The organism is Streptomyces sp. NPDC005576 (assembly GCF_042871745.1).
Taxonomy (GTDB): domain Bacteria; phylum Actinomycetota; class Actinomycetes; order Streptomycetales; family Streptomycetaceae; genus Streptomyces.
Window position 1 is genome coordinate 71,022 of record NZ_JBIAJC010000017.1, and the last position, 25,836, is coordinate 96,857.

The window sequence follows — 25,836 nt, forward strand, 5'->3', positions numbered from 1 at the left end:
CAGAGGTCGTCGACCGGCGACGACCCCTCAACGGGAGGTATGCGCAGGCCCGAGGGCCGGCCCATGACTCAGTCACCCACACGGCCACAGGCGCGTGCCCACATCAGGATTCCGGCCGCACACCCCATGGTGATGCTGCTGGGATCGGGCGACTCCCTGCTGCGCGTGATCGAAACGGCGTTCCCCGCAGCCGATATCCATGTGCGGGGAAACGAGATAAGCGCTACGGGCGACCCGGCCGACGTCGCCCTCATCCAGCGCTTGTTCGACGAGATGGTGCTGGTGCTCCGCACCGGGCAGCCGATGACGGAGGACGCAGTGGAACGCTCGATCGCCATGCTCAGGGCGAGCGGCAACGGTGAGGGCGACCCCCAGGGCGAGACACCCGCCGAGGTGCTCACCCAGAACATCCTCTCCAACCGCGGGCGCACGATCCGCCCCAAGACGCTCAACCAGAAGCGGTACGTCGACGCCATCGACAAGCACACGATCGTCTTCGGCATCGGCCCCGCGGGCACCGGCAAGACCTACCTCGCCATGGCGAAGGCGGTCCAGGCGCTCCAGTCGAAGCAGGTCAGCCGGATCATCCTGACCCGGCCGGCCGTGGAGGCGGGGGAGCGGCTCGGCTTCCTGCCCGGCACACTCTTCGACAAGATCGACCCGTATCTGCGCCCGCTCTACGACGCGCTGCACGACATGCTCGACCCCGACTCGATCCCGCGCCTGATGGCGGCGGGCACGATCGAGGTGGCGCCGCTCGCATATATGCGCGGTCGCACCCTGAATGATGCTTTTATCATTCTGGACGAGGCGCAGAACACCAGCGCCGAGCAGATGAAGATGTTCCTGACCCGCCTCGGCTTCGACTCGAAGATCGTCATCACCGGTGACGTCACCCAGGTCGACCTGCCGAACGGCACCAAGAGCGGTCTGCGACAGGTCCAGGAGATCCTGGAAGGTGTCGAGGACGTGCACTTCTCCCGGCTCACCTCCCAGGATGTCGTCCGGCACAAGCTCGTCGGCCGTATCGTCGACGCGTACGAGAAGTACGACGACCGAGCCGGTACCAACGGGAAGTAGTTTCAGCGCACCATGTCGATCGACGTCAACAACGAGTCCGGAACCGAGGTCGACGAGCAGGCGATCCTCGACATCGCCCGCTATGCCCTCGCCCGGATGCGGATCCACCCGCTGTCCGAACTCTCGGTGATCGTGGTGGACACCGACGCCATGGAGCAGTTGCACATCCAGTGGATGGACCTGCCGGGGCCGACCGATGTCATGTCCTTCCCGATGGACGAACTCCGTCCGCCGTCGAAGGACGACGAGGAGCCCCCGCAGGGCCTCCTCGGTGACATCGTGCTCTGCCCGGAGGTGGCGAAGCGCCAGGGCGAAGAGGCCGACACGCGGCACTCCATGGACGAGGAGCTCCAGCTTCTGACCGTCCACGGAGTGCTGCACCTCCTCGGGTACGACCACGAGGAGCCCGACGAGAAGGCCGAGATGTTCGGCCTCCAGGCCGCCATCGTCGACGGCTGGCGGGGCGAGCACGGGCTGACCGGCCCCTCCCCGGCTCCCACGGTCTCGTGAGCTTCCCACTCGTCGCCGGCGCCGTCGCGCTGGTGATCGTCGGCTGGCTCGCCGCCTGTGCCGAGACCGCCATCGCCCGCATGTCCAGCTTCCGGGCCGCCGAGGCGGTCCGGGCCGGACGGCGCGGCGGCGCGAAGCTCGCGCAGGTCGCCTCCGACCCGACCCGCTATCTCAACGTCGCCCTGCTGGTGCGGGTCGCCTGCGAGATGGCGGCCGGGGTCCTCGTCACGTACGCCTGCCTCCAGGAACTCTCCGAGACCTGGGAGGCGCTGGCCGTCGCGATGGGGGTCATGGTCCTCGTCAGCTACGTCGCCATCGGTGTCTCGCCCCGCACCATCGGCCGCCAGCACCCGCTGAACACGGCGACGGCGGCGGCGTACGTGCTGCTGCCGCTGGCCAGGATCATGGGGCCGATCCCGCAGCTGCTCATCCTCATCGGGAACGCCCTCACCCCCGGCAAGGGGTTCCGCAAGGGACCGTTCGCGAGCGAGGCGGAGCTGCGGGCGATGGTCGACCTCGCCGAGGCGGAGTCGCTGATCGAGGATGACGAGCGCCGCATGGTGCACTCCGTCTTCGAGTTGGGTGACACCCTCGTCCGCGAGGTGATGGTGCCCCGCACGGACCTGGTCGCCATCGAGCGGTACAAGACGATCCGCCAGGCGCTCACCCTCGCACTGCGCTCCGGTTTCTCCCGGATACCGGTCACGGGGGAGAACGAGGACGACATCGTCGGGATCGTCTACCTCAAGGACCTGGTCCGCAAGACCCACATCAACCGCGATTCCGAGGCCGACCTCGTCTCCACGGCGATACGCCCCGCGGTGTTCGTCCCCGACACGAAGAACGCCGGTGACCTGCTGCGCGAGATGCAGCAGGACCGCAACCACGTCGCCGTCGTCATCGACGAGTACGGCGGCACGGCCGGCATCGTCACCATCGAGGACATCCTGGAGGAGATCGTCGGCGAGATCACCGACGAGTACGACCAGGAGCTGCCGCCCGTCCAGGAGCTGGAGAACGGCTGCTACCGGGTGACCGCCCGCCTCGACATCGGCGACCTCGGGCAGCTCTTCGGGTTCGACGAGTACGACGACGAGGACGTCGAGACCGTCGGCGGTCTCCTCGCCAAGGCGCTCGGCCGCGTCCCCATCGCCGGTGCCACCGCGGTGGTCGGCCTCCCGGACGGCCGCAAGCTGCGCCTGACGGCGGAGTCCACGGCCGGCCGCCGCAACAAGATCGTCACCGTACTGGTCGAGCCGGAGGCGGAGTCGGTACCGGATTCGGAAGCGAAGCCGGACTGGTGAGTCGGATCTGCGAGTCCGATCAGCGCATCGGATCGGTGAGTCGGATCAGTGGAGCCGGAGAAACGGAGTCGGAGTGAACGGCGCACAACTGCGGTCCTTCTGCCTGGACTTCAACGAGAGCGTGGAGGAGTTCCCCTTCGGACCGGAGACGTCGGTCTTCAAGGTGCTCGGCAAGATGTTCGCGCTCAGCGCCTTGGGCGGCCGCCCGCTCACCGTCAACCTCAAGTGCGACCCGGACGAGGCGGTGCGGCTCCGCGAGGAGCACCCCGCGATCGTCCCGGGGTGGCACATGAACAAGCGGCACTGGAACACGGTGACCGTCGGCGAGTTGCCCGCCAAGACGGTCCGCGAACTGATCGAGGACTCCTACGACCTGGTGGTGGCGGGTCTGCCCCGCGCGGAGCGGCTCCGGCTCGACCGGGCGTGAGCGCGGGGCGGCCGGGCGGTGCCTCCGTTCTCTGCTGAGCGGTCCTTACGGCCTGGTCCACGGCCTGGTTCACTGAGGCACATGAGGATCGGGTTATTCATCACACGGACGAGGCGGCTGGCGGCACACGAGGGGCGGTGGATGGCGAGCCTCGGGCTGTGGGTGGCCCGGCGCTCGCACGGGGTCGGGGACGACGACCTCGCGGTGGGGTATGCGCGTGCTCAGGCGCCGACGGCGTACGGGCTGGTCTTCGTGTTCGTGATGGAGACGGTCGGGGTGTCGTTCATGCTCGCCCCGTATCCGGTCGCCCACCTGATCATGCTGGTACTCGACCTCTACACGGTGTTTCTGGTGCTGGGGCTGCACGCCGCCGCCGTCACCCGGCCACACGTCGTAGGACCGGGCGGGTTGCGGGTGCGGCGCGGTACGCGGCTCGATCTGCGGATACCGCTGGAACTGATCGCGTCCGCCCGTCACGATCTCCGGTTCCCGGACGCGAACAAGCCCGATGAAGGTGTACTCGACGTGGCCATCGCGTCGCAGACGTCGATCACTGTCGAGCTGGCCCGGCCGGTCACCGCCGTGAGCCTGTGGGGGCGCCCCACGGAGGTTCGTACGGTCCGCTGTCATGCCGACGAACCGCAGACCGCCGTCGCAGCGATCAAGAAGCTGCTGCACGGCGGCAGTTGACCGGGGCGACTCCGGCACGGCGGGTCGGTCACAGGCCTCGGGGAACATCGGGACAGCGGTTACCGTGCGAACGGGGCTCGGTGCCCGGGAGTGTCTTTCAGACGCTGACCTGGGGGTGTGCGGGGCTCAGGTAGTGGACGGTGCTCCCGGTGGAGTGCTCGGTGAGCAGGTCCCGCAGTTCGCCGACGGCGGTGGTGAGGCGGTGTTCGTCCCGGGCGCGGTGGAGGGTTTCGAGGACGAAGGCGACGTGGGTGGAGTCCTCGGTGACGCGGGTGCGGTGCGCGTCACGGTGGTTCCAGTGGCGGGTGAGCACGTCGGTGGTGTCGGTGTAGATGATCTCTCCGGGCTTGGGGTGCTCGACGGTGTCGGGTTCGCCGAGCGGGGTGAAGGTCTCGGTGCCGTCGGCGTGCCGGATGTCGATGTCGCCGGTGACATGGTCGAGGTCGAAGGCGCCGGCGGGCAGGGCGTGGCGGACGGAGACCGCGTTGTAGGAGTCGACGGCCGGGCTGATCCGGGGCAGGGTGCCCTTCTTGGCCATGCGGCGGCCCAGCGCGTCGACGCTGGGGCGGATGCGGCGCGGGTTGGTGCCGAAGGAACGGTAGGCGGTGTGCCATGCCTCGATGCGCGGGTCGGTCTCGTCGGCGGGGGCCCAGATGCCGTCCGCGAGCTGCTGTTCCAGGTCTTCCACGGCGGTTGTGGTGGCCGGCCAGGGCTGGTGGCCGCGAAGGCCGGTGGCGGTGACGACGGCGATGAGGGTGTCGGGGAAGGCGTCCGCGACGGCGGGGCTGATGCGGAAGGTGATCATTGAGAGGGTCCATGTGCGGGAGTGCGGGCGGGGGGGGTGGGGTCAGGCTTTCGAGGGGCCGGTGCGTTCCAGGCGGCGCAGCTGTTGCGCTGCGGTGGGCGCGTCCAGGCCGTGGCCGCGTTCGGTGAGCCGGCGGGCGGTGTCGGTGCGCTGCTCGACGGGTTTGTGGTCGTCGTACTTGAACTTCGCGCGGACCTCGGTGACGTCCAGGCGCAGGCCGCGGATGCCGGGCAGCATCCGTCCGTAGGGCGGCCGGCCGGGGTCGATGGGGGCATGGTCGCCGTCGGGCTGGAAGTGGGCCATCTGCCGGCGCAGTAGTGCGGCCTTGTCCGCCGGGTCGTCGACGATGGTGGCCCGGCAGGTGAACTGGACGGCGGCGTAGTAGCTGGTGGGGACGCCGTCGGTGGGCGGAATGCCGGGCTTGGCGCGCCAGGGGCCGGGAACGAAGGCGTAGTCGCCGGTGACGGTGAAGGTGACGTTCGGGTCGGCCTCGATCGCCTTCCAGACCGGGTTGGGCCGGGCGAGGTGGACCAGCAGGGCAGCGCCGTCGACGGTGAAGTGGGTGGGCACGACGATCGGTGCCTGGCCGGGCAGGCCGTTGACGCTGAGAAGGCCGAAGTCGTGGCCGTCGGCGATCCAGGTCTGCCACTCGGCGTCGTCCAGGGCGGCGTCCCAGGGCTGGATGAACATGCGGGAGTCCTTTGCGGTTTTCGGTGGGGCTGCCGAGGGCCGGCAGCAGAGCGATCACGGATGCATCCTTTACTATCAATGGAACGACTACACCGTACATCCAACCGACCGTGAGTCGTCAACCGAACGACCGCACGGTGCAGTGCACTGATCCACCTGCGTCGAAGGGATGACAGCCGATGACCGAGACCGAGGCAGCGCTTCGGACGCTCGCGCACAACGTCCGCGCGGCCCGTACCCGCGCCGGACTCTCCTTGGACGAGCTCGGCCGCCGGGCCAAGGTCAGTAAGGGCGCCCTGGTCGCCCTGGAGAAGGCCCAGGGCAATCCCAACTTCGCCACTCTGGTCCGCCTTGCCGACACCCTCGGCGCCTCCGTCTCCGCCCTGATGGAAGGGCGTGCCGAGGAACGTGTCCGCGTGGTGAGCGCCGCCACCGTCATGCCCCTGTGGAAGGGCGAGCGCGGCAGCGAAGCCCGGCTCATGCTGACCACCAGCGGCCCGGCAGCCACCGAGGTCTGGCGCTGGACGCTCGAACCCGGCGAGGAGTACCCAAGCCACCCCCACCAGGCCGGCGTGGTGGAGACCGTCAACGTCACCGCCGGGCAGATGGTGCTCGTCGTCAACGGCACCGACCACCCCGTCGAGGCGGGGCAGACCGCCACCTTCGATGCCGACGCCCCTCACACCTACCGCGGCTCGGGCACCGAGACCTGCCACCTGATCATGACCGTCCACCTGCCGCCCGGCCCCGTGTAATCCTGGGCGGCCCGGGGCGTACGTCGAGCACGCTCATGCTCACCTTCGGCAGTGGGCTCCGCTCCGGCGGTGGGCTCCGCTCCGGCGGTTCAGAGGTTGCCGTGAAACGTATGCCGAGACCCGCATCGGGATGACCGGCCCGGTCCGCACCGAACTCGGTGTGGAGCCGCTGACTGACCACCAGCCGTACGCCACGCCGGCTCACGCCGCACCCGTTGTCCCCGAGGCCGTCAGCTCAGTGCTGTCTCGATGGCCTCAAAGATGTCGGCGTCGGTCTCCTGCTGCCAGGACGGGAGGTCGGGCCAGTCGGCCACATAGCCCGGCTTCGGGTCCTCGAAGTGCCGGAACATCTGGGCCGTCCAGCACACCGCGACGAAGCGGCCCTTCTGCTCACGGGACAGCCGGGCCGTGGAGCCGCCGCTCACCTCGACGAAGTGACGGACCTGCTCGTGTACGGCGCCCGCGGCCTCGCGCTCCCACTGCGGGGTCTCGTCCCACGGCGTGACGTAGCCCGCCTTCGGCTCGCCGGGGAAGTGCCGGCGGACTCCCGCGATCCAGGCTTCCCGGAAGAATCGTGCGCCCTCGGTCGGTGCCATCCCTGTCCCTCTCGTCACGGCGTGCTCAGAGCGGCGATCTCGGCCCCCAACTCTGCTACACGGGGGTCACGGCTCAAGGGGCCGAACTCGTCGCACAGGGCTAAGAGTCTACGGGCGATGAACCCGGAAGCGGAGGCACGGGCCAGGGCGATGGCTTCACTGCCGTACGCCACGACCTGCTCGACATCCCGCCGCTTCGCGCCAATGAAAGCCAGGTCGGCGAGGACTGCTCCGCGTCGCCGGTAGGACTGCCCGTGGGCCAGCGCTGTCTCTTCCAGGGCAGGCGCCAGGATCTTCTCCGCGATCTCGAGACGGCCGAGCTGTACGTACCGCGATCCCCGTTCCTCGGCCAGCCGGGCACCGTTGAACCTCAGCCATCCGCCGCCGCCGCTGTCCGCTGTGAGGTTGCGGACGGTCTCCGCCTGATCCATCGCGCGCTCGCACGCGCTCACGTCGCCGAGGCTTGCGTACACCTCGGCCTGGACGGAGGCGACCCACTGTCGGGTCGAGAGGTTGCTGTCGCCCCGGCAGGCCAGTCGCTCGGCCGCCCCGAGCACCTGCGCCGCTTGGCGAAGGCGCTGCTCGGACATGTCCACGTAGGCGTGACGGACGAGCGCACACGCCCACAGGTCGTACGCCTCAGCATCCTTGCTGATCGATGCCGCGAGCGAGTACGACGCAGCTGCGTCGGAGTGCCGGTTTCCGTCGTATGCCACCTCGCCGGCCAGTTGGAAGAGGTCTGAGGCTGCGTGCAGAAGGGGCCGTGCGCTCCCACGGTGGCTGGCCAAGGCCTCGTTCAGTGTCGCCAGTTGGTCGCGGACGACGGGATAGACGGAGCTCTTGGAGCGTGCCAGTTGGTAGACCTGCCACAGATGGCTGTTCATGCGTGCGAAGTCGGCAGACGTCCCTCTATGGACGCCTTCGATGAGGGCCTCGGCCTCCTCGGCCGACATGGCTGTCAAAGCCCCGGTGATGGTCAGAATGCGGAGGAATTCGCGGCGAATCATTTCGTCGGGGTCTCCCGCGCTCGGGGGTGCACATGACTGGCGCCCTGGGGCCTCCGCATCTGCGGTTCGTGACGGAGCCAGAAGGGCGTCCAGCTCGTGGAGGCCCACTGCGAGGGCAGTGGCCAACGGCCGTCGCTGGGGCGGTTGAGGAGCGACTCTGCCGCTTTCCCAACGGCCGACAGTGGTGCGGTCCACACCGAGCAACTCGGCCAACTTCTCCTGACTGTAGCCCAGGGCCCGGCGTCGCTCCGCCAGTCCCATGGCGTTCCCCTTCCTGCGGTTTCGGCAGCCTTCGGTGTCCGTGCACGGATGTGCGTTAAGACTGCCGCATGAACGCCGTGGAGACCTGCGACTCCTGCCGCTTCGATGGAAGTTGACCCGGAAGAGCAGTGGGATTCACAGAGGAGTTCGGTCATGACGACGAGAAGCGAAGCTGCAGCGCGAGAGCCGGATACTCATGCGCGGTCGGAGGGCTTCTATGCCGAGCAGCGAGTCCTGATGACGCTCAGGGTGTCCCGCGACTCCGGCCGAACCTGGGGCCAACTGACAGAGGTACGGGAAGACGTGGATCGGGTCATCCTCGACAATCCTGGTCTGTTTCCGGCGTGCAGGTGCCCGCGCTGCACGGATCGGTGCTCGCAGTCCGGCGTTCCCTCTCGGTCGGTGTCGTGATGCGGTGCGCGCACTGGCGTCGGGTGCCCCTGGACCTGATGCGGGAAGTGCAGGAGAGGTCGGCCGACACGTGCGTCGACAGTGCTGTGCAGTGTCAGCTGTCCGCGCACGCGGAAGGGGCGCACTACGGATTCGCCGGCGACCTCGGTGAGTACGGCACGGCGCAGTGGGTCCGCTGGACGGAGATGACCGCGGTGGACCTGGTCGTGCTGCGGGACTGCCCGGCGATTGCCCCGGGACCGGACGGCGACGCCTGCTGTCTGTTCGCCGACCATGTGGGGCGACACACGTGGGAGGACACGCCGGAGGAGGTCTCGCTCACCGGGTGACACGCGAACCGGCAGGGCGGGCGGGCTTCCGTCGACCGATGCCGGTGACCGCTGGCCCACCACCCACCGCAGCAGGGGCGCCCGCTGCGGGGCGCCCCTGCTGCGGTGGGAAACCGGTTGTCACGACCGTCCCCGCCCCGCCTGAGCGCTCAGCGGCTCCGGCGGAGCCCCGCCGCCACGACCACCGCGCCGGTGAGCAGGAGCGCCGCGTCCAGCGCCACCACGGTGCGGACGCCCGTGAAGAGCTCGCCCTGCGTGGTCGCCAGCACGCCCAGCAGCGGGATGCCGAGTGTCAGCCCGACCTGCTGCGTCGTGGTGACCAGCCCGGTCGCCAGGCCCTGTTCGTCGTCGGGGACCCCCGAGGTCACCGTCAGGCCGTAGCTCACGATCGCTCCCAGGTGGCACATGCTCGCCAGCGAGACGCCGACCGTGGCGATCAGTACCCCGCCGTGCTCGCCCAGCGCCAGCAGCAGCGCGACGAAGGCGCCCTGGCCGAACAGCGAGCCCGCCAGGGTCCGCCGGGCCCCGAAGCGGCCGATCACCCTCGGTGCGTACGTACCGGCCACCGCCGACAGCAGCCCCTGGACCCCGAAGACCAGCCCGGTCGCGAACGGCGACAGGTTCAGCACGTCCTGGAGGTACAGCGTCAGTACGAAGACCACGGTGGACATCAGGGCGAAGGTCAGCAGTCCGCCGAGGTTGCCGAAGGCCACCGTCCGCCGCCGCAGCATCGGCAGGGAGACCAGCGGTTCGGCGGCCCGCGACTCCACCACCACGAAGGTCACCAGCAGCGCCACCCCGAGCACCAGGGTGGCCAGGACGTCCGCGTGGCCGAAGCCGTTCTGGGCGGCCGTCGACAGCGCGTAGATCAGGGCCAGCAGCCCGCTGGTCACGCTGACCGCACCGGGCACGTCCAGCCGGGGCCGCTCCGGAGTTCGCGACTCCGTCAGCGCCCTCGGCGCCAGGGCGAGGACACCCACCGACGCGAGCGCCAGCAGTCCCATGGTGGAGCGCCAGCCCAGCGTGTCGGTGAGCACCCCGCCCGCCACCATGCCCACGGTGAACCCGAGCGAAAGCAGCGTGCCGCTGATCCCCAGCGCCCGGTCACGTTCCGGCCCCTCCCGGAACGTGGTGGTCAGCAGGGACATCCCCGTGGGCACGATCGCGGCCGCGCCGAGTCCCTGCAGTGCGCGTCCCGCCAGGAACGGCACCGGGCCCCAGGCGAAGGTCGCCAGCAGTGAGGCCGCGCCGAACACGGCCAGACCGGTGAGGAAGAGCTTGCGCCGCCCGTAGAGATCGCCGATCCGGCCGAAGAGCAGCAGGAACCCACCGGACGGCAGGGCGAACGCGGTGATCGCCCACTGGAGTTGTGAGGTGCTCAGCCCGAGGTCGGCTCCGAGCACGGGCAGGGCCACGTTCAGCACGGAGAAGTCGAGCGCCACCATGAACTGGGCGGCGCAGAGTACGAGGAGGACCAGCCGCGACCGGCCGGTGAGCCGGGCCGGGGGACCCGCGTGAGGGAGAGCGGGCTCAAGGGGAGCGGCAGGGCCGGCGGTGCCGGTGGCCGGGGGAGGGGTTTCGATCGCCATGCCCCCACCTTCGGCCGCACGGAACAATCGTGGGGAGCCACTACTTATCCTGTTGGCACGAACACCAGTTGGCCGGCGCCAAGAACGGCGGCCCTGTCGACGACCGCCGTCCCGGCACCGTGCGACGCGACACCAGGGGGAGTGACGACGTGGCGACACCGGCCCGCTCGACGACCGGAAACGCGAAGGCCCACCGGCTCGCCGAACTGCGCGAGTTCCTGATGAGCCGCAGGGCCCGGGTCACCCCGGCACTGGCCGGCCTCCCGGAGGGCGGCGCACGCCGTCGCACCCCGGGGCTACGCCGGGAGGAAGTCGCCGTCCTCGCGGGCGTGGGGGTCTCCTGGTACCAGTGGCTGGAGCAGGGGCGCGACATCTCCGTCTCCCCGCAGGTGCTGGACTCGGTGGGGCGTGTCCTGCGGCTCAGCAGTGCGGAGCGCCGCCATCTGTACGCACTGGCCGGGCTCAACCCACCCGCCGCGGAGGTCGATCCGGCCGATGCCGACATGTGCGACGGGCTGCGGCGCCTCATCGACGCGTGGATGCCGTCCCCGGCGCACATCATGGACCGTTACTGGAACGTCGTCTGCTACAACGACGCCGCGTCCATGGTCCTCGGGCTCCGTCCCGACCTCGTACAGAACTGCCTGATCAGTTTCTTCACCGACCCGGTCTACCGCTCCCGCGCGGCGACCTGGGACCTGATCGCACCGCAGGTCGTCGCCCAGTTCCGCGCCGCCTGCACGGAGTACCCGGACGAGGAGGGCTTCCAGGCCGTCGTCGCCGAGGCGAAGGAGGCCAGCGACGAGTTCGCCTCGCTGTGGGAGCAGCGCGACATCGCGCCCGCTGGGCAGATCCGCAAGGAACTCCACCACCCGCTGGCCGGAATCCTGCAGGTGGAGTCCACCCAACTGCGGGTGCCCGCGCGGCCGGACCTGGTGATCGTGCTGCACAACCCGCTCCCGGGGACCGGCACCGAGGAGCGGCTCGCGTGGCTGGCATCCCCGGAGGGGCGACGCGACGCGATGTATCCGGTGCCGGACGGCGGCTGAGCCGACCGGGCTGGTTCCGGCAATCGCGGCAATCCGGGCGCTCCGTCCCCGGGATTGCTCCGGCGCCGTAATCGCGCGCCTTGTGCGCCCCGGTGTGGTTCAGGTCCTCGCGCTCGCCTTGCGCAGCTCCGCGCATGTCTCATGGAGCATTTCGGGTGCGAATGGCCCGATGAAGTCACCAGCATGGCCTTCGCGACCGGGCGCTCATGAGGAGCGCTCTTTCGGCATGGCCATTTCTGGGATCCCTACCAAACTCGGGCGACTGAGATCGCAGACGGCGAGAGTGCCTTTCTCCTCAAGAACCCGAAGAACCCGAAGAACTGGGCAATGCGGGCCGACTTTTCACCCTTAGGGGTTTGACTGGAAGGGGTGTTGACCTGCCGGGACGGGTCGATTGCCTGTGTCGCACCCTGCTGGCGCCCCGTCATCAATCCCTCGATCCCCTCGGGCAAGTGCACCCCGCCCCCTCCATGCTCCCGAATGCACGTGCTCCCGAATGCGCACGCACTCGCATGTGAATGACCCAGCGGGACGGATCGCCGTCACCGCGCAAGGGGTATCGGGGGCGCTGCTGTGATCGCGGGAGCTGTGCGAAGGCGGTCTTCCGGACACGGGAGCCCGCGGAAACCTGCAAATATCCGATGAAGCCCGAATCGTGAATTCCGTTCAGGGAGATGATTCCGCCCGGCGTTCACCCGAAGCCCTGGGCGCGGGGGTATCGCGGGGAACCGGCGACCCGTTCCTCCCGCCGGCCGGGCCGCGACGGCCGCGACGGCCGCGACGGTCTCGAACGGCCGGGCACCTAAGGGGCGGCGGAGCGGGGTTCGTATGCTCGCCCCATGACAGACAGCACCGACCTCGGGGCCGAGGACCGCAAGATCGTCACCCTGGCGCGCAGCGCCCGCGCCCGCAACGGTGTCCCGGAGGGCGCGGCCGTCCGGGACGAGACCGGACGTACGTACGTGGCGGGCACGGTGGCTCTGGAATCGCTGCGGCTCACCGCCCTCCAGACGGCCGTGGCGATGGCCGTGGCCAGCGGGGCGACCTCGCTCGAAGCAGCCGCCGTGGTCTCCGACGCCGAGGCACCCGCCGACGAGGACCGGGCGGCGGTGCGCGACCTCGGTGGGGCGGACACGCCGGTCTTCCTGGCAGGCCCGGACGGGACGGTGCGTGTGCGGGTCACCGCCGGGTGACGCCGTGACTTCCCCCACGTGACGCGGGTCCGGCGGGGCGGGCCGCGGCGGTTCAGTGCCCTCGGGGCGCGTACATGATCACGGCCATCCCGACGAGGCAGATGAGCGCGCCCATGACGTCGTACCGGTCCGGGCGGTAGCCGTCGGCGACCATGCCCCAGGCGATCGAGCCCGCCACGAAGACCCCGCCGTACGCGGCGAGGATGCGGCCGAAGTTGGCGTCGCTCTGCAGGGTGGCCACCGCCCCGTACACCCCGAGGGCGATCACCCCGGCCCCGATCCAGGCCCACCCCCGGTGCTCGCGGATGCCCTGCCAGACCAGCCAGGCGCCTCCGATCTCGAAGAGGGCGGCGACGACGAAGAGGGCGGCGGACCGGGCGACGAGCATGGGGGCACGCTATCTCCCGGGAGCCCGCTCCCCGGGGTCCGGCCGGCCCGGGAGAGGGCCCGGCCGTCGACCGTTGTGCGCCGGGCCGCCGCGATCGGGGACAATGGGCGCCATGAGCGCTCGACCGAACCCCGAAGCCGCTGCGCGGCAGGCCACGGACACCGCCCCTCACCGGGCCGGTTTCGCCTGCTTCGTGGGGCGCCCCAACGCGGGCAAGTCCACCCTCACGAACGCTCTGGTCGGGCAGAAGGTGGCGATCACGTCCAATCGCCCCCAGACCACCCGGCACACCGTGCGCGGCATCGTGCACCGTGACGACGCGCAGCTGATCCTGGTCGACACCCCGGGACTCCACAAGCCGCGCACCCTCCTCGGTGAGCGGCTCAACGACATCGTGCGGACCACCTGGGCCGAGGTCGACGTCATCGGTTTCTGCCTGCCCGCAGACCAGAAGCTCGGCCCCGGCGACAAGTTCATCATCAAGGAACTCGCCGCCATCAAGAAGACCCCGAAGATCGCCGTCATCACCAAGACGGACCTGGTCGACTCACGGGCCCTCGCCGAACAGCTGCTCGCCGTCTCCCAGCTGAGCCAGGAGCTCGGCTTTGAATGGGCCGAGATCGTGCCGGTCTCGGCCGTCAAGGACGATCAGGTCGGGCTGCTCGCCGACCTGATCGCCCCCCTGCTGCCGGTGAGCCCGCCGCTCTACCCGGAGGGCGACCTCACCGACGAGCCCGAGCTGGTCATGGTCGCGGAGCTGATCCGCGAGGCCGCGCTCGAAGGCGTACGGGACGAGCTGCCGCACTCCATCGCGGTCGTCGTCGAGGAGATGCTGCCGCGCGAGAACCGTCCCGCCGACAGGCCGCTGCTGGACATCCACGCCAACGTCTACATCGAGCGCCCCAGCCAGAAGGGCATCATCATCGGCCCCAAGGGACAGCGGCTGAAGGACGTCGGCACCAAGTCCCGCAAGCAGATCGAGGCGCTGCTCGGCACGCCGGTCTTCCTCGATCTGCACGTCAAGGTCGCCAAGGACTGGCAGCGCGACCCCAAGCAGCTCCGCAAGCTCGGTTTCTGAGCCGGACTGCCGGTGTTCCGCGTGCGGAACACCGGCGGTCCGCGGAACACCGGCGGTCCGCGGAACACCGGCGGTCCGCGGACCGGTGGCGGCACCACACCGCCGGTCTCACGCCCCTTCGCGGAGGACGCGTGAGACCAGCGTGCGCTGGTCGTCGGTCAGGTGCGGATCCGCGCAGTGCACGGTCCGCCCGTCGACGGTGATCTCGTACCGGAAGCCGTCCGGCACCCCCACCGGCGGAGTCCCGGCTCCCTCCGCGAGCGCGGAACGGGCCAGGGACTCCCAGGCGGCGGCGTCCTCCTGCCCCGCCGTGTCGATCTCGGACCGGCGGGAGAGGCCGGCGAACCCGCCGGTCCGGCTCACATGAATACGCATGTGACCCATACTGACCCGCTCACCCGGTCGGCACGCCCACTTCCGACCAGCCCTTGACGACGGCCTCCCGCTCGTCCCCCTCGCCGAAGCGGTCCCGGGCCGCGGCCACGGTGAGGCGGGCGAAGTCGGCGAAGTCCGCGGTCGGGGTCAGCTCTCCGCCGATCAGTACGTCGTACCAGATCTGCCCGGCCCGCTCCCAGGCGTTCCCGCCGAGGGCGGTGGCGGCGACGTAGAAGGCACGGTTGGGGATGCCGGAGTTGAGGTGCACCCCGCCGTTGTCGTCGTCGGTCTCGATGTAGTCCTCCATCGAGGCCGGCTGCGGGTCCTTGCCGAGTACGTCGTCGTCGTACGCGGTGCCCGGCGCCTTCAGCGACCGCAGCCCCTCCCCGGTCACCCGGGGGGCGAGCAGCCCCGCGCCGATCAGCCAGTCGGCCTGCTCGGCGCTCTGCCCCAGGGAGTACTGCTTGACCAGGGAGCCGAAGACGTCCGAGACGGACTCGTTGAGCGCGCCGGCCTGGCCCTCGTAGACGAGGTTGGCAGTGTGCTGGGTGAGTCCGTGCGCCAGTTCGTGGGCGATCACGTCGATGGAGAGGGTGAAGTCGAGGAAGATCTCGCCGTCGCCGTCACCGAAGACCATCTGCTGGCCGTCGAAGAAGGCGTTGTTGTAGTCCTGGTCGTAGTGGACCGAGCCGATGAGGCGCATGCCCTTGCCGTCGAGCGAGCTCCGGCCGTATGCCGAGAGCAGCAGGTCGAAGGTGGCGCCGAAGCCGGCGTACGCGCGGTTGACGCTGGCGTCACCGGTGGGCTCGTCGCCCTCGCCGCGGACCTTGCGTCCGGGCAGCGTGGTGTGGTGGCGGCAGTCGTAGACGGAGCGGCGGGGCTTGCTGGGGACGGCGCCCGCGGTGGCCGGGGCCGGGGCGGTGGCGGCCAGCGACGCCGCTCTCCGCTGGAGGCGGCGGGCGCCGTCCGCGTCGAGCGTGCGCCGCGCGGGTCCGGCGACCGCGGGGTCGTCGGACTGCGCCAGCTGGTCGAGGAGGTGCGGCGGAACGATGGTGCAGAAGACGGGGTGGAGACCGGAACCGTCATGGGGTCGAGAGATCATGGAAATGACTGTGGCACTCCGTCACCGTGATGTCACTGGTTGCGACGGCAATTGACGAAATAGAGTGATGGATCACCGTTTACTCGTCATGCGTGCACGGTCCCGCATACTGATACGGACCGGCGTCCCGCGCACCTCTCGGTTACTCTCGTCGCATCATGCGTTTCGGGCTGCTTCTCCTTAGCTGCCGCGGTGAGGGCCTGTAGTCGTAGGCCGACCCCCTCCCCGCGGAGTCTGGTGCTGCAGCGACACAGTCGGCCGTCCCCCAGCTGGACCCCGAGGAGCCCTACGTCATGACCACCGTGAACACTTCCGGTACTTCTGTCGGCCGTCCCACGCCGATCACCAACGCGACGCAGCTCCAGAAGACTTCCCGAATGCCGATCCACAAGTACGGCCCGTACGAAGCGGTGGAGATCCCCGACCGCACCTGGCCCGACCGGCGGATCACGGCGGCGCCCCGCTGGCTCTCCACGGACCTGCGCGACGGCAACCAGGCCCTGATCGACCCGATGTCCCCGGCCCGCAAGCGCGAGATGTTCGACCTGCTGGTGAAGATGGGCTACAAGGAGATCGAGGTCGGCTTCCCGGCCTCCGGCGAGACCGACTTCGCCTTCGTACGCTCGATCATCGAAGAGGGTGCGATCCCCGAGGACGTGACGATCTCCGTCCTGACCCAGTCCCGCGAGGAACTGATCGAGCGGACCGTCGAGTCGCTGCGCGGCGCCCACCGGGCCACCGTCCACCTGTACAACGCCACCGCCCCCACCTTCCGCCGTGTGGTCTTCCGCGGTTCGAAGGAGCAGGTCAAGCAGATCGCGGTGGACGGCACCCGGCTGGTCATGGAGTACGCCGAGAAGATCCTGGGCGGCGACACGATCTTCGGTTACCAGTACAGCCCCGAGATCTTCACCGACACCGAGCTGGACTTCGCCCTGGAGGTCTGCGAGGCGGTCTGCGACGTGTGGCAGCCGGAGGAGGGCCGCGAGATCATCCTCAACCTGCCCGCGACCGTGGAGCGCTCGACGCCGTCCACGCACGCGGACCGGTTCGAGTGGATGTCGCGCCACCTGACCCGCCGCGAGTTCGTCTGCCTGTCGGTCCACCCGCACAACGACCGCGGCACAGCCGTCGCCGCCGCCGAGCTGGCGCTGATGGCCGGCGCCGACCGCGTCGAGGGCTGCCTGTTCGGTCAGGGCGAGCGCACCGGCAACGTCGACCTGGTCACCCTGGGCATGAACCTCTTCTCGCAGGGCGTCGACCCGCAGATCGACTTCTCCCAGATCGACGAGATCCGCCGCACCAGCGAGTACTGCAACCAGATGGAGATCCACCCGCGCCACCCCTACGCGGGCGACCTCGTCTACACCTCCTTCTCCGGCTCCCACCAGGACGCCATCAAGAAGGGCTTCGACGCCATGGAGGCCGAGGCGGCCGCCCGGGGCGACGGCGCCACCGTCGATGATCTGGTGTGGTCCGTCCCGTACCTGCCGATCGACCCGAAGGACGTCGGCCGCAGCTACGAGGCCGTGATCCGGGTCAACTCGCAGTCGGGCAAGGGCGGTATCGCGTACGTCCTGAAGAACGACCACAAGCTGGACCTGCCGCGCCGGATGCAGATCGAGTTCTCCCGGATCATCCAGGCCAAGACCGACGCCGAGGGCGGCGAGGTCACCCCGGCGCAGATCTGGTCCGCCTTCCAGGACGAGTACCTGCCCAACGCCGACGACGCCGCCGCCCGTTGGGGACGCGTCCAGATCCGTTCCGGCCAGACCACCACCGATCAGGACGGCCGGGACACCCTGACCGTCGAGGCCACCGTGGACGGCGCCGACACCGTGCTCACCGGCACCGGCAACGGCCCGATCTCCGCCTTCTTCGAGGCGCTGGCGGGCATCGGCATCGACGCCCGGCTGCTGGACTACACCGAGCACACCATGAGCGAGGGCGCCAGCTCGCAGGCCGCCTCCTACATCGAGTGCGCCATCGACGGCAAGGTCCTGTGGGGCATCGGCATCGACGCCAACACCACCCGGGCCTCGCTCAAGGCGGTCGTCTCGGCCGTCAACCGCGCGGGCCGCTGACCGCCGTCCGACGCCGTCCGACCGCCGTCCGACCGCTGGGAGTACGCCCCGTACGCATGTCCGGTTGATCCGGGGACGCGCGGTTCGCCGAACCCCGTCCGCCCGTTACGGGTGGGCGGGGTTCGGCCATTTCCGGCTGTTGTGACGGTGGAGGTGATGACGCCGCCGCGCGCATGTGGCTAACATCACGTGCAACCCACGGCAATGTTGCCGGAGCGTTACGGAGGTGTGCGACGTGCGGTCAGCCAAAGGACAACGCGCCCTGAGAACGGGCCTGTACGGCCTCCGCACCGCATGGGACGTCGTCGGTGACGGCGAGTTCTTCTGCCAGGACTGCGGCGGCGACCGCAACTACCGCCGCCTCACCGGCCGTCGCCGGCTCACCGTGCTCGGAGTGCCCGTGCTGCGGCGCGGGGGCGCGGGACAGGTCGTCGAATGCGCCGACTGCCGCGTCCACCGCGGCACCGAAGTCCTGGAGCACCCCACCACCACCCGGTTCTCCTCGATGCTCCGGGAAGCCGTGCACACGGTCGCGCTGGCCGTCCTGGCCTCGGGCGGCACGCCCCGCACCGCCCTGGAGGCCGCCGCCTGCACCGTCCGCGAGGCCGGGCTCGACGACTGCTCGGAGGACCAGCTCCTCACCGTCGTGGAGGTGCTCACCGCCGACATCGGCCACGACGACGGCGTCGGCGCCACCGCCGGGGCCTGCGGTGCGGCGCTCGCCATCGAGCTCCACGAGGTGCTCACCCCGCTCGCCGACCACCTGGTCCCGGTCGGCCGCGAGTCGGTCCTGCTCCAGGGCGCCCGGATCGCGCTCGCCGACGGCCCGTACGGCGCGGCCGAGCGCGAGGTGCTGACCACCGTGGGCCGCGCGCTGCGGCTCTGCCCCGAGGACACGGCCCGGTTGCTCACCGAGGCCGCCCGCACGCCCTCCTGAGCGCCCTGGGCGCCTCGCGGGGCGCCGTACGGCTCCCGCCGGGGCTCCAGGCGTCAAGGGCCGTCGAGGCGGCCCGCCGATCCGGTCGCGGGCCGGTGGGCGACAATGGGTCCATGAGCTTGTTCCGGGACGACGGCGTCGTACTGCGTACGCAGAAACTGGGCGAGGCCGACCGGATCATCACCCTGCTGACCCGCGGCCACGGCCGGGTGCGTGCCGTCGCCCGGGGGGTGCGCCGCACCAAGTCCAAGTTCGGCGCCCGCCTCGAACCCTTCTCCCACGTCGACGTGCAGTTCTTCGCGCGCGGCAGCGAGCTGATCGGCCGGGGGCTGCCGCTCTGCACGCAGAGCGAGACCATCGCCCCCTACGGCGGCCGGATCGTCACCGACTACACCCGCTACACCGCCGGCACCGCCATGCTGGAGACCGCCGAGCGCTTCACCGACCACGAGGGCGAACCGGCCGTCCAGCAGTACCTGCTGCTCGTCGGCGGGCTGCGCACCCTCGCCCGGGGGGAACACGCCCCCCACCTCATCCTCGACGCGTTCCTGCTGCGCTCCCTCGCCGTCAACGGCTACGCCCCCAGCTTCGACGACTGCGCCCGGTGCGGAATGCCCGGACCGAACCGTTTCTTCTCCATCGCGGCGGGCGGAGCCGTATGCGCCGACTGCCGGGTGCCCGGGAGCGTCGTACCCTCGGCGGAGGCCCTGACCCTGCTGAGCGCGCTGCTCAGCGGCGACTGGGCGACGGCGGACGCGTGCGAGGCGCGTCATGCCAGGGAGGGGAGCGGGCTGGTGTCCGCCTATCTGCACTGGCATCTGGAGCGCGGTCTGCGCTCGCTGCGGTACGTGGAACAGTGACCCCGCCGCGGTTCGGGCGGAAGCGACACAGGGAGACGAGAGAAGCTCATGGCAGTACGCGGGATCCTCGGCGGCCGTAACCGGCGCACGTACAAGACCCCCGAGACGCACCCCTCCGGCGCGACGCCCCCGAAGATCCCCGCCGAGCTGGTGCCCAAGCACGTGGCCGTCGTGATGGACGGGAACGGCCGCTGGGCCAAGGAGCGCGGCCTCCCGCGCACCGAGGGTCACCGGGTCGGCGAGGGCGTCGTCATGGACGTCCTCAAGGGCTGCATCGAGATGGGCGTCAAGAACCTCTCGCTCTACGCGTTCTCCACGGAGAACTGGAAGCGGTCCCCGGACGAGGTGAAGTTCCTCATGAACTTCAACCGGGACGTCATCCGCCGCCGCCGCGACGAGATGGACGAGCTCGGCATCCGCATCCGCTGGGTCGGCCGGATGCCCAAGCTGTGGAAGTCCGTCGTCCAGGAGCTCCAGGTCGCCCAGGAGCAGACCAAGGACAACGACCGGATGACGCTGTACTTCTGCGTCAACTACGGGGGCCGGGCCGAGATCGCCGACGCCGCGCAGCGCATCGCCCAGGACGTCGCGGCGGGGAAGCTCGACCCGTCGAAGGTCAACGAGAAGACGTTCGCGAAGTACATCTACTACCCGGACATGCCGGACGTGGATCTCTTCGTGCGCCCCAGCGGCGAGCAGCGCACCTCCAACTACCTGATCTGGCAGAGCGCGTACGCCGAGATGGTCTTCCAAGACGTGCTGTGGCCCGATTTCGACCGCCGTGACCTGTGGCGGGCCTGCCTGGAGTACGCCCAGCGCGACCGCCGCTTCGGCGGGGCGCAGGAGGCCGACCCGGCCGCGGAGCCCGCGCCCGGAGCGTGAGGGAGCCGTACGGCGCGGAGACTCGACGGGAAGACACGACGGGGAGACACGACGGAGGGGGAGAACCGGTCACCGGTTCTCCCCCTCCGTCGTGCTTCCGCGCCGGGATCAGTGCTTCTCGGCGGCGCACTCCGCGCACTCGGCGCACGTCCCGAAGATCTCCACGGTGTGCGCCACGTTGACGTAGCCGTGCTGGGAGGCGATCGTCTCGGCCCACTGCTCCACGGCCGGGCCCTCGACCTCGACGGCCTTGCCGCAGACGCGGCAGACCAGATGGTGGTGGTGGTCGCCGGTCGAGCAGCGGCGGTAGACGGACTCGCCCTCGGTGGTGCGCAGCACGTCCACCTCACCCGCGTCGGCGAGGGACTGGAGGGTGCGGTAGACGGTGGTCAGCCCGACCGAGTCACCGCGGTGCTTGAGGACGTCGTGCAGCTCCTGGGCGCTGCGGAACTCGTCGACCTCGTCGAGCGCCGCCGCGACCGCCGCCCGCTGGCGGGTGGACCGCCCCCGTACCGGAGCCGCGTTCGTGCCACTGATCGGCGCCGTCACAGCTGCCTCCTCATGTCGCCCGTACAGGTGTCGGGCCATTGTGCCAGCCGCACCGGGCGAAACCCTCATACGCGCACGTCGTCCGGAGCGGGCCGGCTCGCCGGTACTTCCAGGGTGCACTTCTCCGGGTCGGTGGTGCGGCCCCTGGCCCGACGGCGGGCGAGCGGGGCGGCCAGCGCGGTCAGCGCGACGAAGGCGGCGATGGCCAGCAGCACGATCGTCGCGCCGGGCGGGACGTCCTGGTAGTACGAGGTGACGGTGCCGGCCAGGGTCACGGCGGTGCCGATCACCACGGAGAGCACGAAGGTCAGCCGGAACGACTTCGACACTTGCTGGGCGGCCGCGACCGGCACCACCATCAGGGCGCTGACCAGCAGCAGCCCGACGACCCGCATGGCGACGGTGACCGTCACGGCGGCCGTCACCGCGATCAGCAGGTTCAGCAGCCGCACCGGCAGGCCGGTGACCCGGGCGAACTCCTCGTCCTGGCTGACCGCGAAGAGCTGGCGGCGCAGCCCCACGGTCACCAGCACCACGAACGCGGCGAGCAGGGTGATCGCCCACACGTCCTCGGAGGAGACGGTGGAGAGCGAGCCGAAGAGGTAGGAGGTGAGGTTGGCGTTCGAGCCGGTGTCGGAGATGTTGATCAGCAGCACACCGCCCGCCATGCCGCCGTAGAAGAGCATGGCCAGCGCGATGTCCCCGCGGGTGTGCCCGAACCAGCGGATCAGCTCCATGACGACGGCGCCGGCGACCGCGACGGCGGTGGCCATCCAGACGGGGCTGGTGGAGAGCAGGAAGCCGAGGCCGACCCCGGTCATCGCGATGTGGCCGATGCCGTCGCCCATGAGGGCCTGGCGGCGCTGGACGAGGTAGATGCCGATGGCGGGCGCGGTGATGCCGACCAGGACGGCGGCGATCAGGGCGCGCTGCATGAACGCGGGTTCGAGGAATTCCATCAGGTCAGCAGTCCCGTTCGGACGGGCTCGGAAGCCGCGTGGGGGTGGACGTGGTCGTGGCCGGGGAGCGCGTGCTGCCCGAGGGAGCGCGGCGGCGGGCCGTCGTGCGTCACACAGCCGTCGCGCAGCACGACCGCGCGGTCGATCAGCGGCTCCAGCGGGCCCAGCTCGTGCAGGACCAGCAGCACGGTGGTGCCGGCGGCGACCTGCTCGCGGAGGGTGGTGGCGAGGATCTCCTGGCTCGCGAGGTCCACCCCGGCCATCGGCTCGTCCATGATCAGCAGTTCCGGCTCGGACGCCAGGGCGCGGGCGATCAGGACCCGCTGGTGCTGGCCGCCGGAGAGGGCGCTCACCGAGTCCCCGGCGCGGTCGCTCAGCCCCACGAGGGCGATGGCCCGGTCGACGGCGGCGCGGTCCGCCCGGCCCGGGATGCGCAGCTTGGTGCGCGACAGCCGCCCGGAGGAGACGACCTCGCGGACGGTCGCCGGGACGCCCGCCGAGGCGGTGGTGCGCTGCGGTACGTATCCGACGCGCGCCCACCGGCGGAAGCGGCGGAGCGGTGTGCCGAAGAGCTCGACGGTGCCGCCGGTCAGTGGGACCTGGCCGATGGCGGAGCGTACGGCGGTGGACTTGCCGGAGCCGTTGGCGCCGAGCAGCGCCACGACCTCGCCGGCGTGGACGGTGAGGTCGATCCCGCGCAGTACGGGACGGGAGCCGAGGGTGGCGGTGGCGCCGGTGAGCCGGATCACGGCTTCGGTCGTCGGCCTCCGGGGGCCCGCGACGGTGTCCGTGACGCCGGCTGCGGTTGTGGTTCCGCCCGTGTCGGCGGAGGGGGTGCGGGGCTCGTCCATGCGCGTCTCCGGTCCGGTTGCGGGGGCCTCGTACGGCTGCGGCGGGCTCGCCGCCCCGCCGGGGGCCGCCTGGTGTGCGGGGTGGGTCACTTCGCGCCGAGCGCCTTCTGGAGGGCGGCGAGGTTCGACTCCATGACCTCGATGTAGTCGTCGCCCTCGGACTTGTCGGTGATGCCCTCCAGCGGGTCCAGGACGTCGGTGCGCAGCCCGGTGTCCTTCGCGAGGGTCTTCGCCGTCTTGTCGCTGGCGAGCGTCTCGAAGAACACGGTGGTGGCACCGTCCTCCTCGGCGACGTGCTGGAGGTCCTTGATGCGGGCCGGGCTCGGCTCCGCCTCGGGGTCGACTCCGGCGATGCCCTCCTGCGTGAGGCCGTAGCGCTCGGCGAGGTAGCCGAAGGCGGAGTGCGTGGTGAGGAAGGTGCTGGTCGCGGTGGACTTCAGCCCGGTCTCGTACGCCGTGTTCAGCGCGTCCAGCTTCTTGACCAGTGCGTCGGTGTTCGCACGGTAGTCGGCGGCGTTGCCGGGGTCGGCCTTCTCCAGGGACGTGCCGACGCCCTCGGCGACTTCGGCGTACTTCACCGGGTCCAGCCAGACGTGCGGGTCGCGTCCGGCTTCCTCGTGCCCCTGGGACGAGGCGTGCTCGTGGCCGTCGACCTCGGCTCCGTGCGTCTCCAGGGTGGTGAGCTTCGCGGCGTCCACGGTGTTCCGCGCACCGGACTGGGCGATGGCGTCGTCCACGGCGGGCTGGATGCCCTTGAGGTACAGGATGTAGTCGGCGTCGCCGAGCGAACCGATCTGGCGGGGGCTGAGCTCCAGGTCGTGGGGTTCAGCGCCCGGCTTGGTCAGGGTGGTGACCGCGACGTGGGCGCCGCCGATCTCCTCGGCCAGGTACTGCATCGGGTAGAAGGACGCGACCACGTCCAGCTTGCCGTCCGACCCGCCGGCGGTGTCGGAACCGGAGCAGGCGGAGAGCGCGGTGATCCCGAGGACGACCGCGCCGGCGACGACGGTGGCGGGTATGAGGCGGCGTACGTTCATGAATCCCATTTTCAACAAAAGTGGAAACGATTGTCAACAAGGATGATGAGCCGACCGGAAGCGCGAGGGGGTGAGGGGCGCACTCCGGCCCCCGATTTGATCCGGGGGGTGCGCCCGCCGGTAATCTTGGCCCTTCGCTCGCCCGTCTCCTGAGCACCACCCCCCAGCGAGGCGCTCAGCGCCGCTTCTGTCCCGTTTCGCCGTCGTAATGAAGAGAGCACCGTGGCCGCCGACAAGATCGACTCCATCGTCAGCCTGAGCAAGCGCCGTGGCTTCGTCTATCCCTGCAGTGAGATCTACGGTGGCCAGAAGGCCGCCTGGGACTACGGCCCGCTGGGCGTGGAGATGAAGGAGAACCTGAAGCGCCAGTGGTGGCGTTACATGGTCACCTCGCGCGAGGACGTGGTCGGCCTCGACTCGTCGGTGATCCTGGCCCCCGAGGTCTGGGTCGCCTCCGGTCACGTCGCCACCTTCAGCGACCCGCTGACCGAGTGCACCTCCTGTCACAAGCGCTACCGCGCCGACCACCTGGAGGAGGCGTACGAGGCGAAGCACGGCAAGCCGCCGGTCAACGGTCTCGCCGACCTCAACTGCCCCAACTGCGGCAACAAGGGCACCTTCACCGAGCCCAAGCAGTTCTCGGGCCTGCTCTCCACCCACCTCGGCCCGACCCAGGACTCCGGCTCGGTCGCCTACCTGCGCCCCGAGACCGCCCAGGGCATCTTCACCAACTTCGGCCAGGTGGCCCAGACTTCCCGCAAGAAGCCGCCGTTCGGCATCGCGCAGATGGGCAAGTCCTTCCGGAACGAGATCACTCCGGGCAACTTCATCTTCCGCACCCGCGAGTTCGAGCAGATGGAGATGGAGTTCTTCGTCAAGCCGGGCGAGGACGAGGAGTGGCAGCAGTACTGGATGGACCAGCGCTGGAACTGGTACACCGGCCTCGGCATGCGCGAGGAGAACATGCGCTGGTTCGAGCACCCGCAGGAGAAGCTCTCCCACTACTCCAAGCGCACCGCCGACATCGAGTACCGCTTCCGGTTCGGCGGCAGCGAGTGGGGTGAGCTGGAGGGCGTCGCCAACCGCACCGACTACGACCTGAAGGCCCACTCCAAGGCATCCGGCACCGACCTGGTCTTCTACGACCAGGAGGCCAACGAGAAGTGGACGCCGTACGTCATCGAGCCCGCGGCCGGTGTCGGGCGCGCGATGCTGGCCTTCCTCCTGGACGCCTTCGTCGAGGACGAGGCGCCCAACGCCAAGGGCGTCATGGAGAAGCGCACCGTGCTCCGCCTCGACCCGCGCCTCGCGCCGGTCAAGGTCGCGGTCCTGCCGCTCTCCCGCAACGCGCAGCTGTCGCCGAAGGCCAAGGGTCTCGCCGCCGACCTGCGCCAGAACTGGAACATCGAGTTCGACGACGCCGGCGCCATCGGCCGCCGCTACCGCCGCCAGGACGAGATCGGCACGCCGTTCTGCGTCACCGTCGACTTCGACACCCTGGACGACAACGCGGTGACCGTCCGCGAGCGCGACACCATGAAGCAGGAGCGCGTCTCCCTGGACCAGATCCAGGCGTACCTGGGCGCCCGTCTGCTGGGCTGCTGACCCGGGGGCCCACGCACCACGGCTCAGGTTCCCCGCACGACGTTCCACGCATCACGGTTTCACTCCGAAGCCCCCGGACCCCGCACGGGTCCGGGGGCTCCGTCGCACACTGGGCGCACCCCTACCCCGGAGGTCGCCGTGGCGTCCACGACCCAGAGCAAGGTCAGCCGCTGGGACCGGCACGGCCGTGAACACGTCGTCCAGGTGCGGAAGTCGGGGGTCCAGCGGATGCTGACCTGCGAGACGTGCGGCTGGCGCAAGGGAGCGCAGTTCCTGCCCTGGCTGAAGGCCCAGGAGCACCTCGCCGAGGCCCACCAGGCGACGATCGACCCGGCAGCCTGAGTGCCCGGCCGAGGTGTACGGGCCGGCGGCGGCGGGAAATCCGGTGCGGGCCGCTCCGGGAGCGGGGTACGGTTTCCGCTATGCCGTTCTT

28 protein-coding genes are annotated in these 25,836 nt (G+C 70.1%); 16 read left to right on the plus strand and 12 right to left on the minus strand.

The window, feature by feature from the left end; all coding sequences use genetic code 11:
• Positions 1-63 precede the first annotated feature (63 nt).
• From ACFYPN_RS27475 to ACFYPN_RS27495, 5 genes are all read left to right on the plus strand, one after another.
• Positions 64-1,080, plus strand: a complete 1,017-nt coding sequence (locus ACFYPN_RS27475; protein WP_358764085.1) for a PhoH family protein — start codon at positions 64-66, stop codon at positions 1,078-1,080.
• A 12-nt stretch (positions 1,081-1,092) separates the two neighbouring features.
• Positions 1,093-1,590: an rRNA maturation RNase YbeY gene (ybeY, locus tag ACFYPN_RS27480; RefSeq protein ID WP_358764086.1), complete on the plus strand. Its 498-nt coding sequence runs from the start codon at positions 1,093-1,095 to the stop codon at positions 1,588-1,590.
• Positions 1,587-2,894, plus strand: coding sequence for a hemolysin family protein (locus ACFYPN_RS27485; protein WP_389301859.1), 1,308 nt, complete (start codon positions 1,587-1,589; stop codon positions 2,892-2,894). Before ybeY ends, ACFYPN_RS27485 begins: the two co-directional genes overlap by 4 nt.
• 73 nt (positions 2,895-2,967) lie before the next feature.
• A complete protein-coding gene (locus tag ACFYPN_RS27490) occupies positions 2,968-3,321 on the plus strand; it encodes an MmcQ/YjbR family DNA-binding protein (protein WP_389301861.1) in 354 nt (117 codons plus the stop codon).
• A gap of 141 nt (positions 3,322-3,462) precedes the next feature.
• Positions 3,463-4,011, plus strand: coding sequence for a hypothetical protein (locus tag ACFYPN_RS27495; RefSeq protein ID WP_358764092.1), 549 nt, complete (start codon positions 3,463-3,465; stop codon positions 4,009-4,011).
• Between the two features lie 97 nt (positions 4,012-4,108).
• Here the strand turns inward: ACFYPN_RS27495 and ACFYPN_RS27500 are convergent, their stop codons facing one another.
• Together ACFYPN_RS27500 and ACFYPN_RS27505 are read right to left on the minus strand one after the other, a co-directional pair.
• Positions 4,109-4,816: a B3/4 domain-containing protein gene (locus tag ACFYPN_RS27500; protein WP_389301865.1), complete on the minus strand. Its 708-nt coding sequence runs from the start codon at positions 4,814-4,816 to the stop codon at positions 4,109-4,111.
• A 42-nt stretch (positions 4,817-4,858) separates the two neighbouring features.
• Positions 4,859-5,506: an FMN-binding negative transcriptional regulator gene (locus ACFYPN_RS27505; RefSeq protein ID WP_358764096.1), complete on the minus strand. Its 648-nt coding sequence runs from the start codon at positions 5,504-5,506 to the stop codon at positions 4,859-4,861.
• A gap of 179 nt (positions 5,507-5,685) precedes the next feature.
• Here ACFYPN_RS27505 and ACFYPN_RS27510 point away from each other — a divergent pair, with 179 nt between their 5' ends.
• A complete protein-coding gene (locus ACFYPN_RS27510; RefSeq protein WP_358764098.1) occupies positions 5,686-6,261 on the plus strand; it encodes an XRE family transcriptional regulator in 576 nt (191 codons plus the stop codon).
• A gap of 230 nt (positions 6,262-6,491) precedes the next feature.
• On the opposite strand, the gene ACFYPN_RS27515 is transcribed toward ACFYPN_RS27510, so the two are convergent.
• Entirely contained in the window at positions 6,492-6,857 is a 366-nt protein-coding gene (locus tag ACFYPN_RS27515) for a hypothetical protein (protein WP_358764100.1), read from the minus strand.
• Positions 6,858-6,871: 14 nt separating this feature from the next.
• Positions 6,872-8,125, minus strand: coding sequence for a helix-turn-helix transcriptional regulator (locus ACFYPN_RS27520; protein WP_389301868.1), 1,254 nt, complete (start codon positions 8,123-8,125; stop codon positions 6,872-6,874).
• A 344-nt stretch (positions 8,126-8,469) separates the two neighbouring features.
• Between ACFYPN_RS27520 and ACFYPN_RS27525 the strand changes: the two genes are divergently transcribed.
• Positions 8,470-8,865: a hypothetical protein gene (locus ACFYPN_RS27525; RefSeq protein ID WP_358764104.1), complete on the plus strand. Its 396-nt coding sequence runs from the start codon at positions 8,470-8,472 to the stop codon at positions 8,863-8,865.
• A 149-nt stretch (positions 8,866-9,014) separates the two neighbouring features.
• On the opposite strand, the gene ACFYPN_RS27530 is transcribed toward ACFYPN_RS27525, so the two are convergent.
• Positions 9,015-10,454: an MFS transporter gene (locus tag ACFYPN_RS27530; protein ID WP_358764106.1), complete on the minus strand. Its 1,440-nt coding sequence runs from the start codon at positions 10,452-10,454 to the stop codon at positions 9,015-9,017.
• Positions 10,455-10,603: 149 nt separating this feature from the next.
• On the opposite strand from ACFYPN_RS27530, the gene ACFYPN_RS27535 reads away from it, so the two are divergent.
• Complete coding sequence (locus ACFYPN_RS27535; RefSeq protein ID WP_358764108.1) at positions 10,604-11,503, plus strand: helix-turn-helix transcriptional regulator; 900 nt, start codon at positions 10,604-10,606, stop codon at positions 11,501-11,503.
• A gap of 839 nt (positions 11,504-12,342) precedes the next feature.
• Positions 12,343-12,696, plus strand: a complete 354-nt coding sequence (locus ACFYPN_RS27540; protein ID WP_358764110.1) for a cytidine deaminase — start codon at positions 12,343-12,345, stop codon at positions 12,694-12,696.
• Between the two features lie 52 nt (positions 12,697-12,748).
• Here ACFYPN_RS27540 and ACFYPN_RS27545 read toward each other — a convergent pair whose 3' ends face one another.
• Positions 12,749-13,084, minus strand: coding sequence for a YnfA family protein (locus tag ACFYPN_RS27545; protein WP_358764112.1), 336 nt, complete (start codon positions 13,082-13,084; stop codon positions 12,749-12,751).
• A 103-nt stretch (positions 13,085-13,187) separates the two neighbouring features.
• On the opposite strand from ACFYPN_RS27545, the gene era reads away from it, so the two are divergent.
• A complete protein-coding gene (gene era / locus ACFYPN_RS27550; RefSeq protein WP_358764114.1) occupies positions 13,188-14,162 on the plus strand; it encodes a GTPase Era in 975 nt (324 codons plus the stop codon).
• 108 nt (positions 14,163-14,270) lie between these two features.
• On the opposite strand, the gene ACFYPN_RS27555 is transcribed toward era, so the two are convergent.
• Complete coding sequence (locus ACFYPN_RS27555) at positions 14,271-14,537, minus strand: protealysin inhibitor emfourin (protein ID WP_389301873.1); 267 nt, start codon at positions 14,535-14,537, stop codon at positions 14,271-14,273.
• Positions 14,538-14,556: 19 nt separating this feature from the next.
• Positions 14,557-15,639, minus strand: a complete 1,083-nt coding sequence (locus ACFYPN_RS27560) for a M4 family metallopeptidase (RefSeq protein ID WP_389301876.1) — start codon at positions 15,637-15,639, stop codon at positions 14,557-14,559.
• A 293-nt stretch (positions 15,640-15,932) separates the two neighbouring features.
• On the opposite strand from ACFYPN_RS27560, the gene leuA reads away from it, so the two are divergent.
• The 4 genes from leuA to ACFYPN_RS27580 all read left to right on the plus strand — a co-directional run bounded on the left by leuA (position 15,933) and on the right by ACFYPN_RS27580 (position 20,402).
• Complete coding sequence (gene leuA, locus ACFYPN_RS27565) at positions 15,933-17,723, plus strand: 2-isopropylmalate synthase (protein ID WP_389301877.1); 1,791 nt, start codon at positions 15,933-15,935, stop codon at positions 17,721-17,723.
• A gap of 235 nt (positions 17,724-17,958) precedes the next feature.
• Positions 17,959-18,660, plus strand: a complete 702-nt coding sequence (locus tag ACFYPN_RS27570) for a TerB family tellurite resistance protein (protein ID WP_358764121.1) — start codon at positions 17,959-17,961, stop codon at positions 18,658-18,660.
• 113 nt (positions 18,661-18,773) lie between these two features.
• Entirely contained in the window at positions 18,774-19,520 is a 747-nt protein-coding gene (recO, locus tag ACFYPN_RS27575; RefSeq protein WP_358764123.1) for a DNA repair protein RecO, read from the plus strand.
• A gap of 48 nt (positions 19,521-19,568) precedes the next feature.
• On the plus strand, positions 19,569-20,402 hold the full coding sequence (locus ACFYPN_RS27580) for an isoprenyl transferase (protein WP_358764125.1): 834 nt from the start codon (positions 19,569-19,571) through the stop codon (positions 20,400-20,402).
• 108 nt (positions 20,403-20,510) lie between these two features.
• Here the strand turns inward: ACFYPN_RS27580 and ACFYPN_RS27585 are convergent, their stop codons facing one another.
• From ACFYPN_RS27585 to ACFYPN_RS27600, 4 genes are all read right to left on the minus strand, one after another.
• Positions 20,511-20,990 (minus strand): Fur family transcriptional regulator, encoded by a 480-nt coding sequence (locus tag ACFYPN_RS27585; RefSeq protein ID WP_389301881.1) that lies wholly within the window; start codon positions 20,988-20,990, stop codon positions 20,511-20,513.
• Between the two features lie 26 nt (positions 20,991-21,016).
• Positions 21,017-21,910, minus strand: a complete 894-nt coding sequence (locus ACFYPN_RS27590; protein ID WP_358764129.1) for a metal ABC transporter permease — start codon at positions 21,908-21,910, stop codon at positions 21,017-21,019.
• Positions 21,910-22,761 (minus strand): metal ABC transporter ATP-binding protein, encoded by an 852-nt coding sequence (locus tag ACFYPN_RS27595; protein ID WP_358764131.1) that lies wholly within the window; start codon positions 22,759-22,761, stop codon positions 21,910-21,912. The genes ACFYPN_RS27590 and ACFYPN_RS27595 overlap by 1 nt, the downstream gene beginning before the upstream one ends.
• Before the next feature lie 86 nt (positions 22,762-22,847).
• Positions 22,848-23,798, minus strand: coding sequence for a metal ABC transporter substrate-binding protein (locus tag ACFYPN_RS27600; RefSeq protein ID WP_358764133.1), 951 nt, complete (start codon positions 23,796-23,798; stop codon positions 22,848-22,850).
• 222 nt (positions 23,799-24,020) lie between these two features.
• On the opposite strand from ACFYPN_RS27600, the gene ACFYPN_RS27605 reads away from it, so the two are divergent.
• Both ACFYPN_RS27605 and ACFYPN_RS27610 read left to right on the plus strand, forming a co-directional pair.
• Positions 24,021-25,403 (plus strand): glycine--tRNA ligase, encoded by a 1,383-nt coding sequence (locus tag ACFYPN_RS27605; protein WP_358764134.1) that lies wholly within the window; start codon positions 24,021-24,023, stop codon positions 25,401-25,403.
• A gap of 138 nt (positions 25,404-25,541) precedes the next feature.
• Positions 25,542-25,745 carry a hypothetical protein gene (locus ACFYPN_RS27610; RefSeq protein WP_358764136.1) on the plus strand — a complete coding sequence of 68 codons (204 nt, stop codon included), beginning with the start codon at positions 25,542-25,544 and terminating at the stop codon, positions 25,743-25,745.
• Positions 25,746-25,836 lie beyond the last annotated feature (91 nt).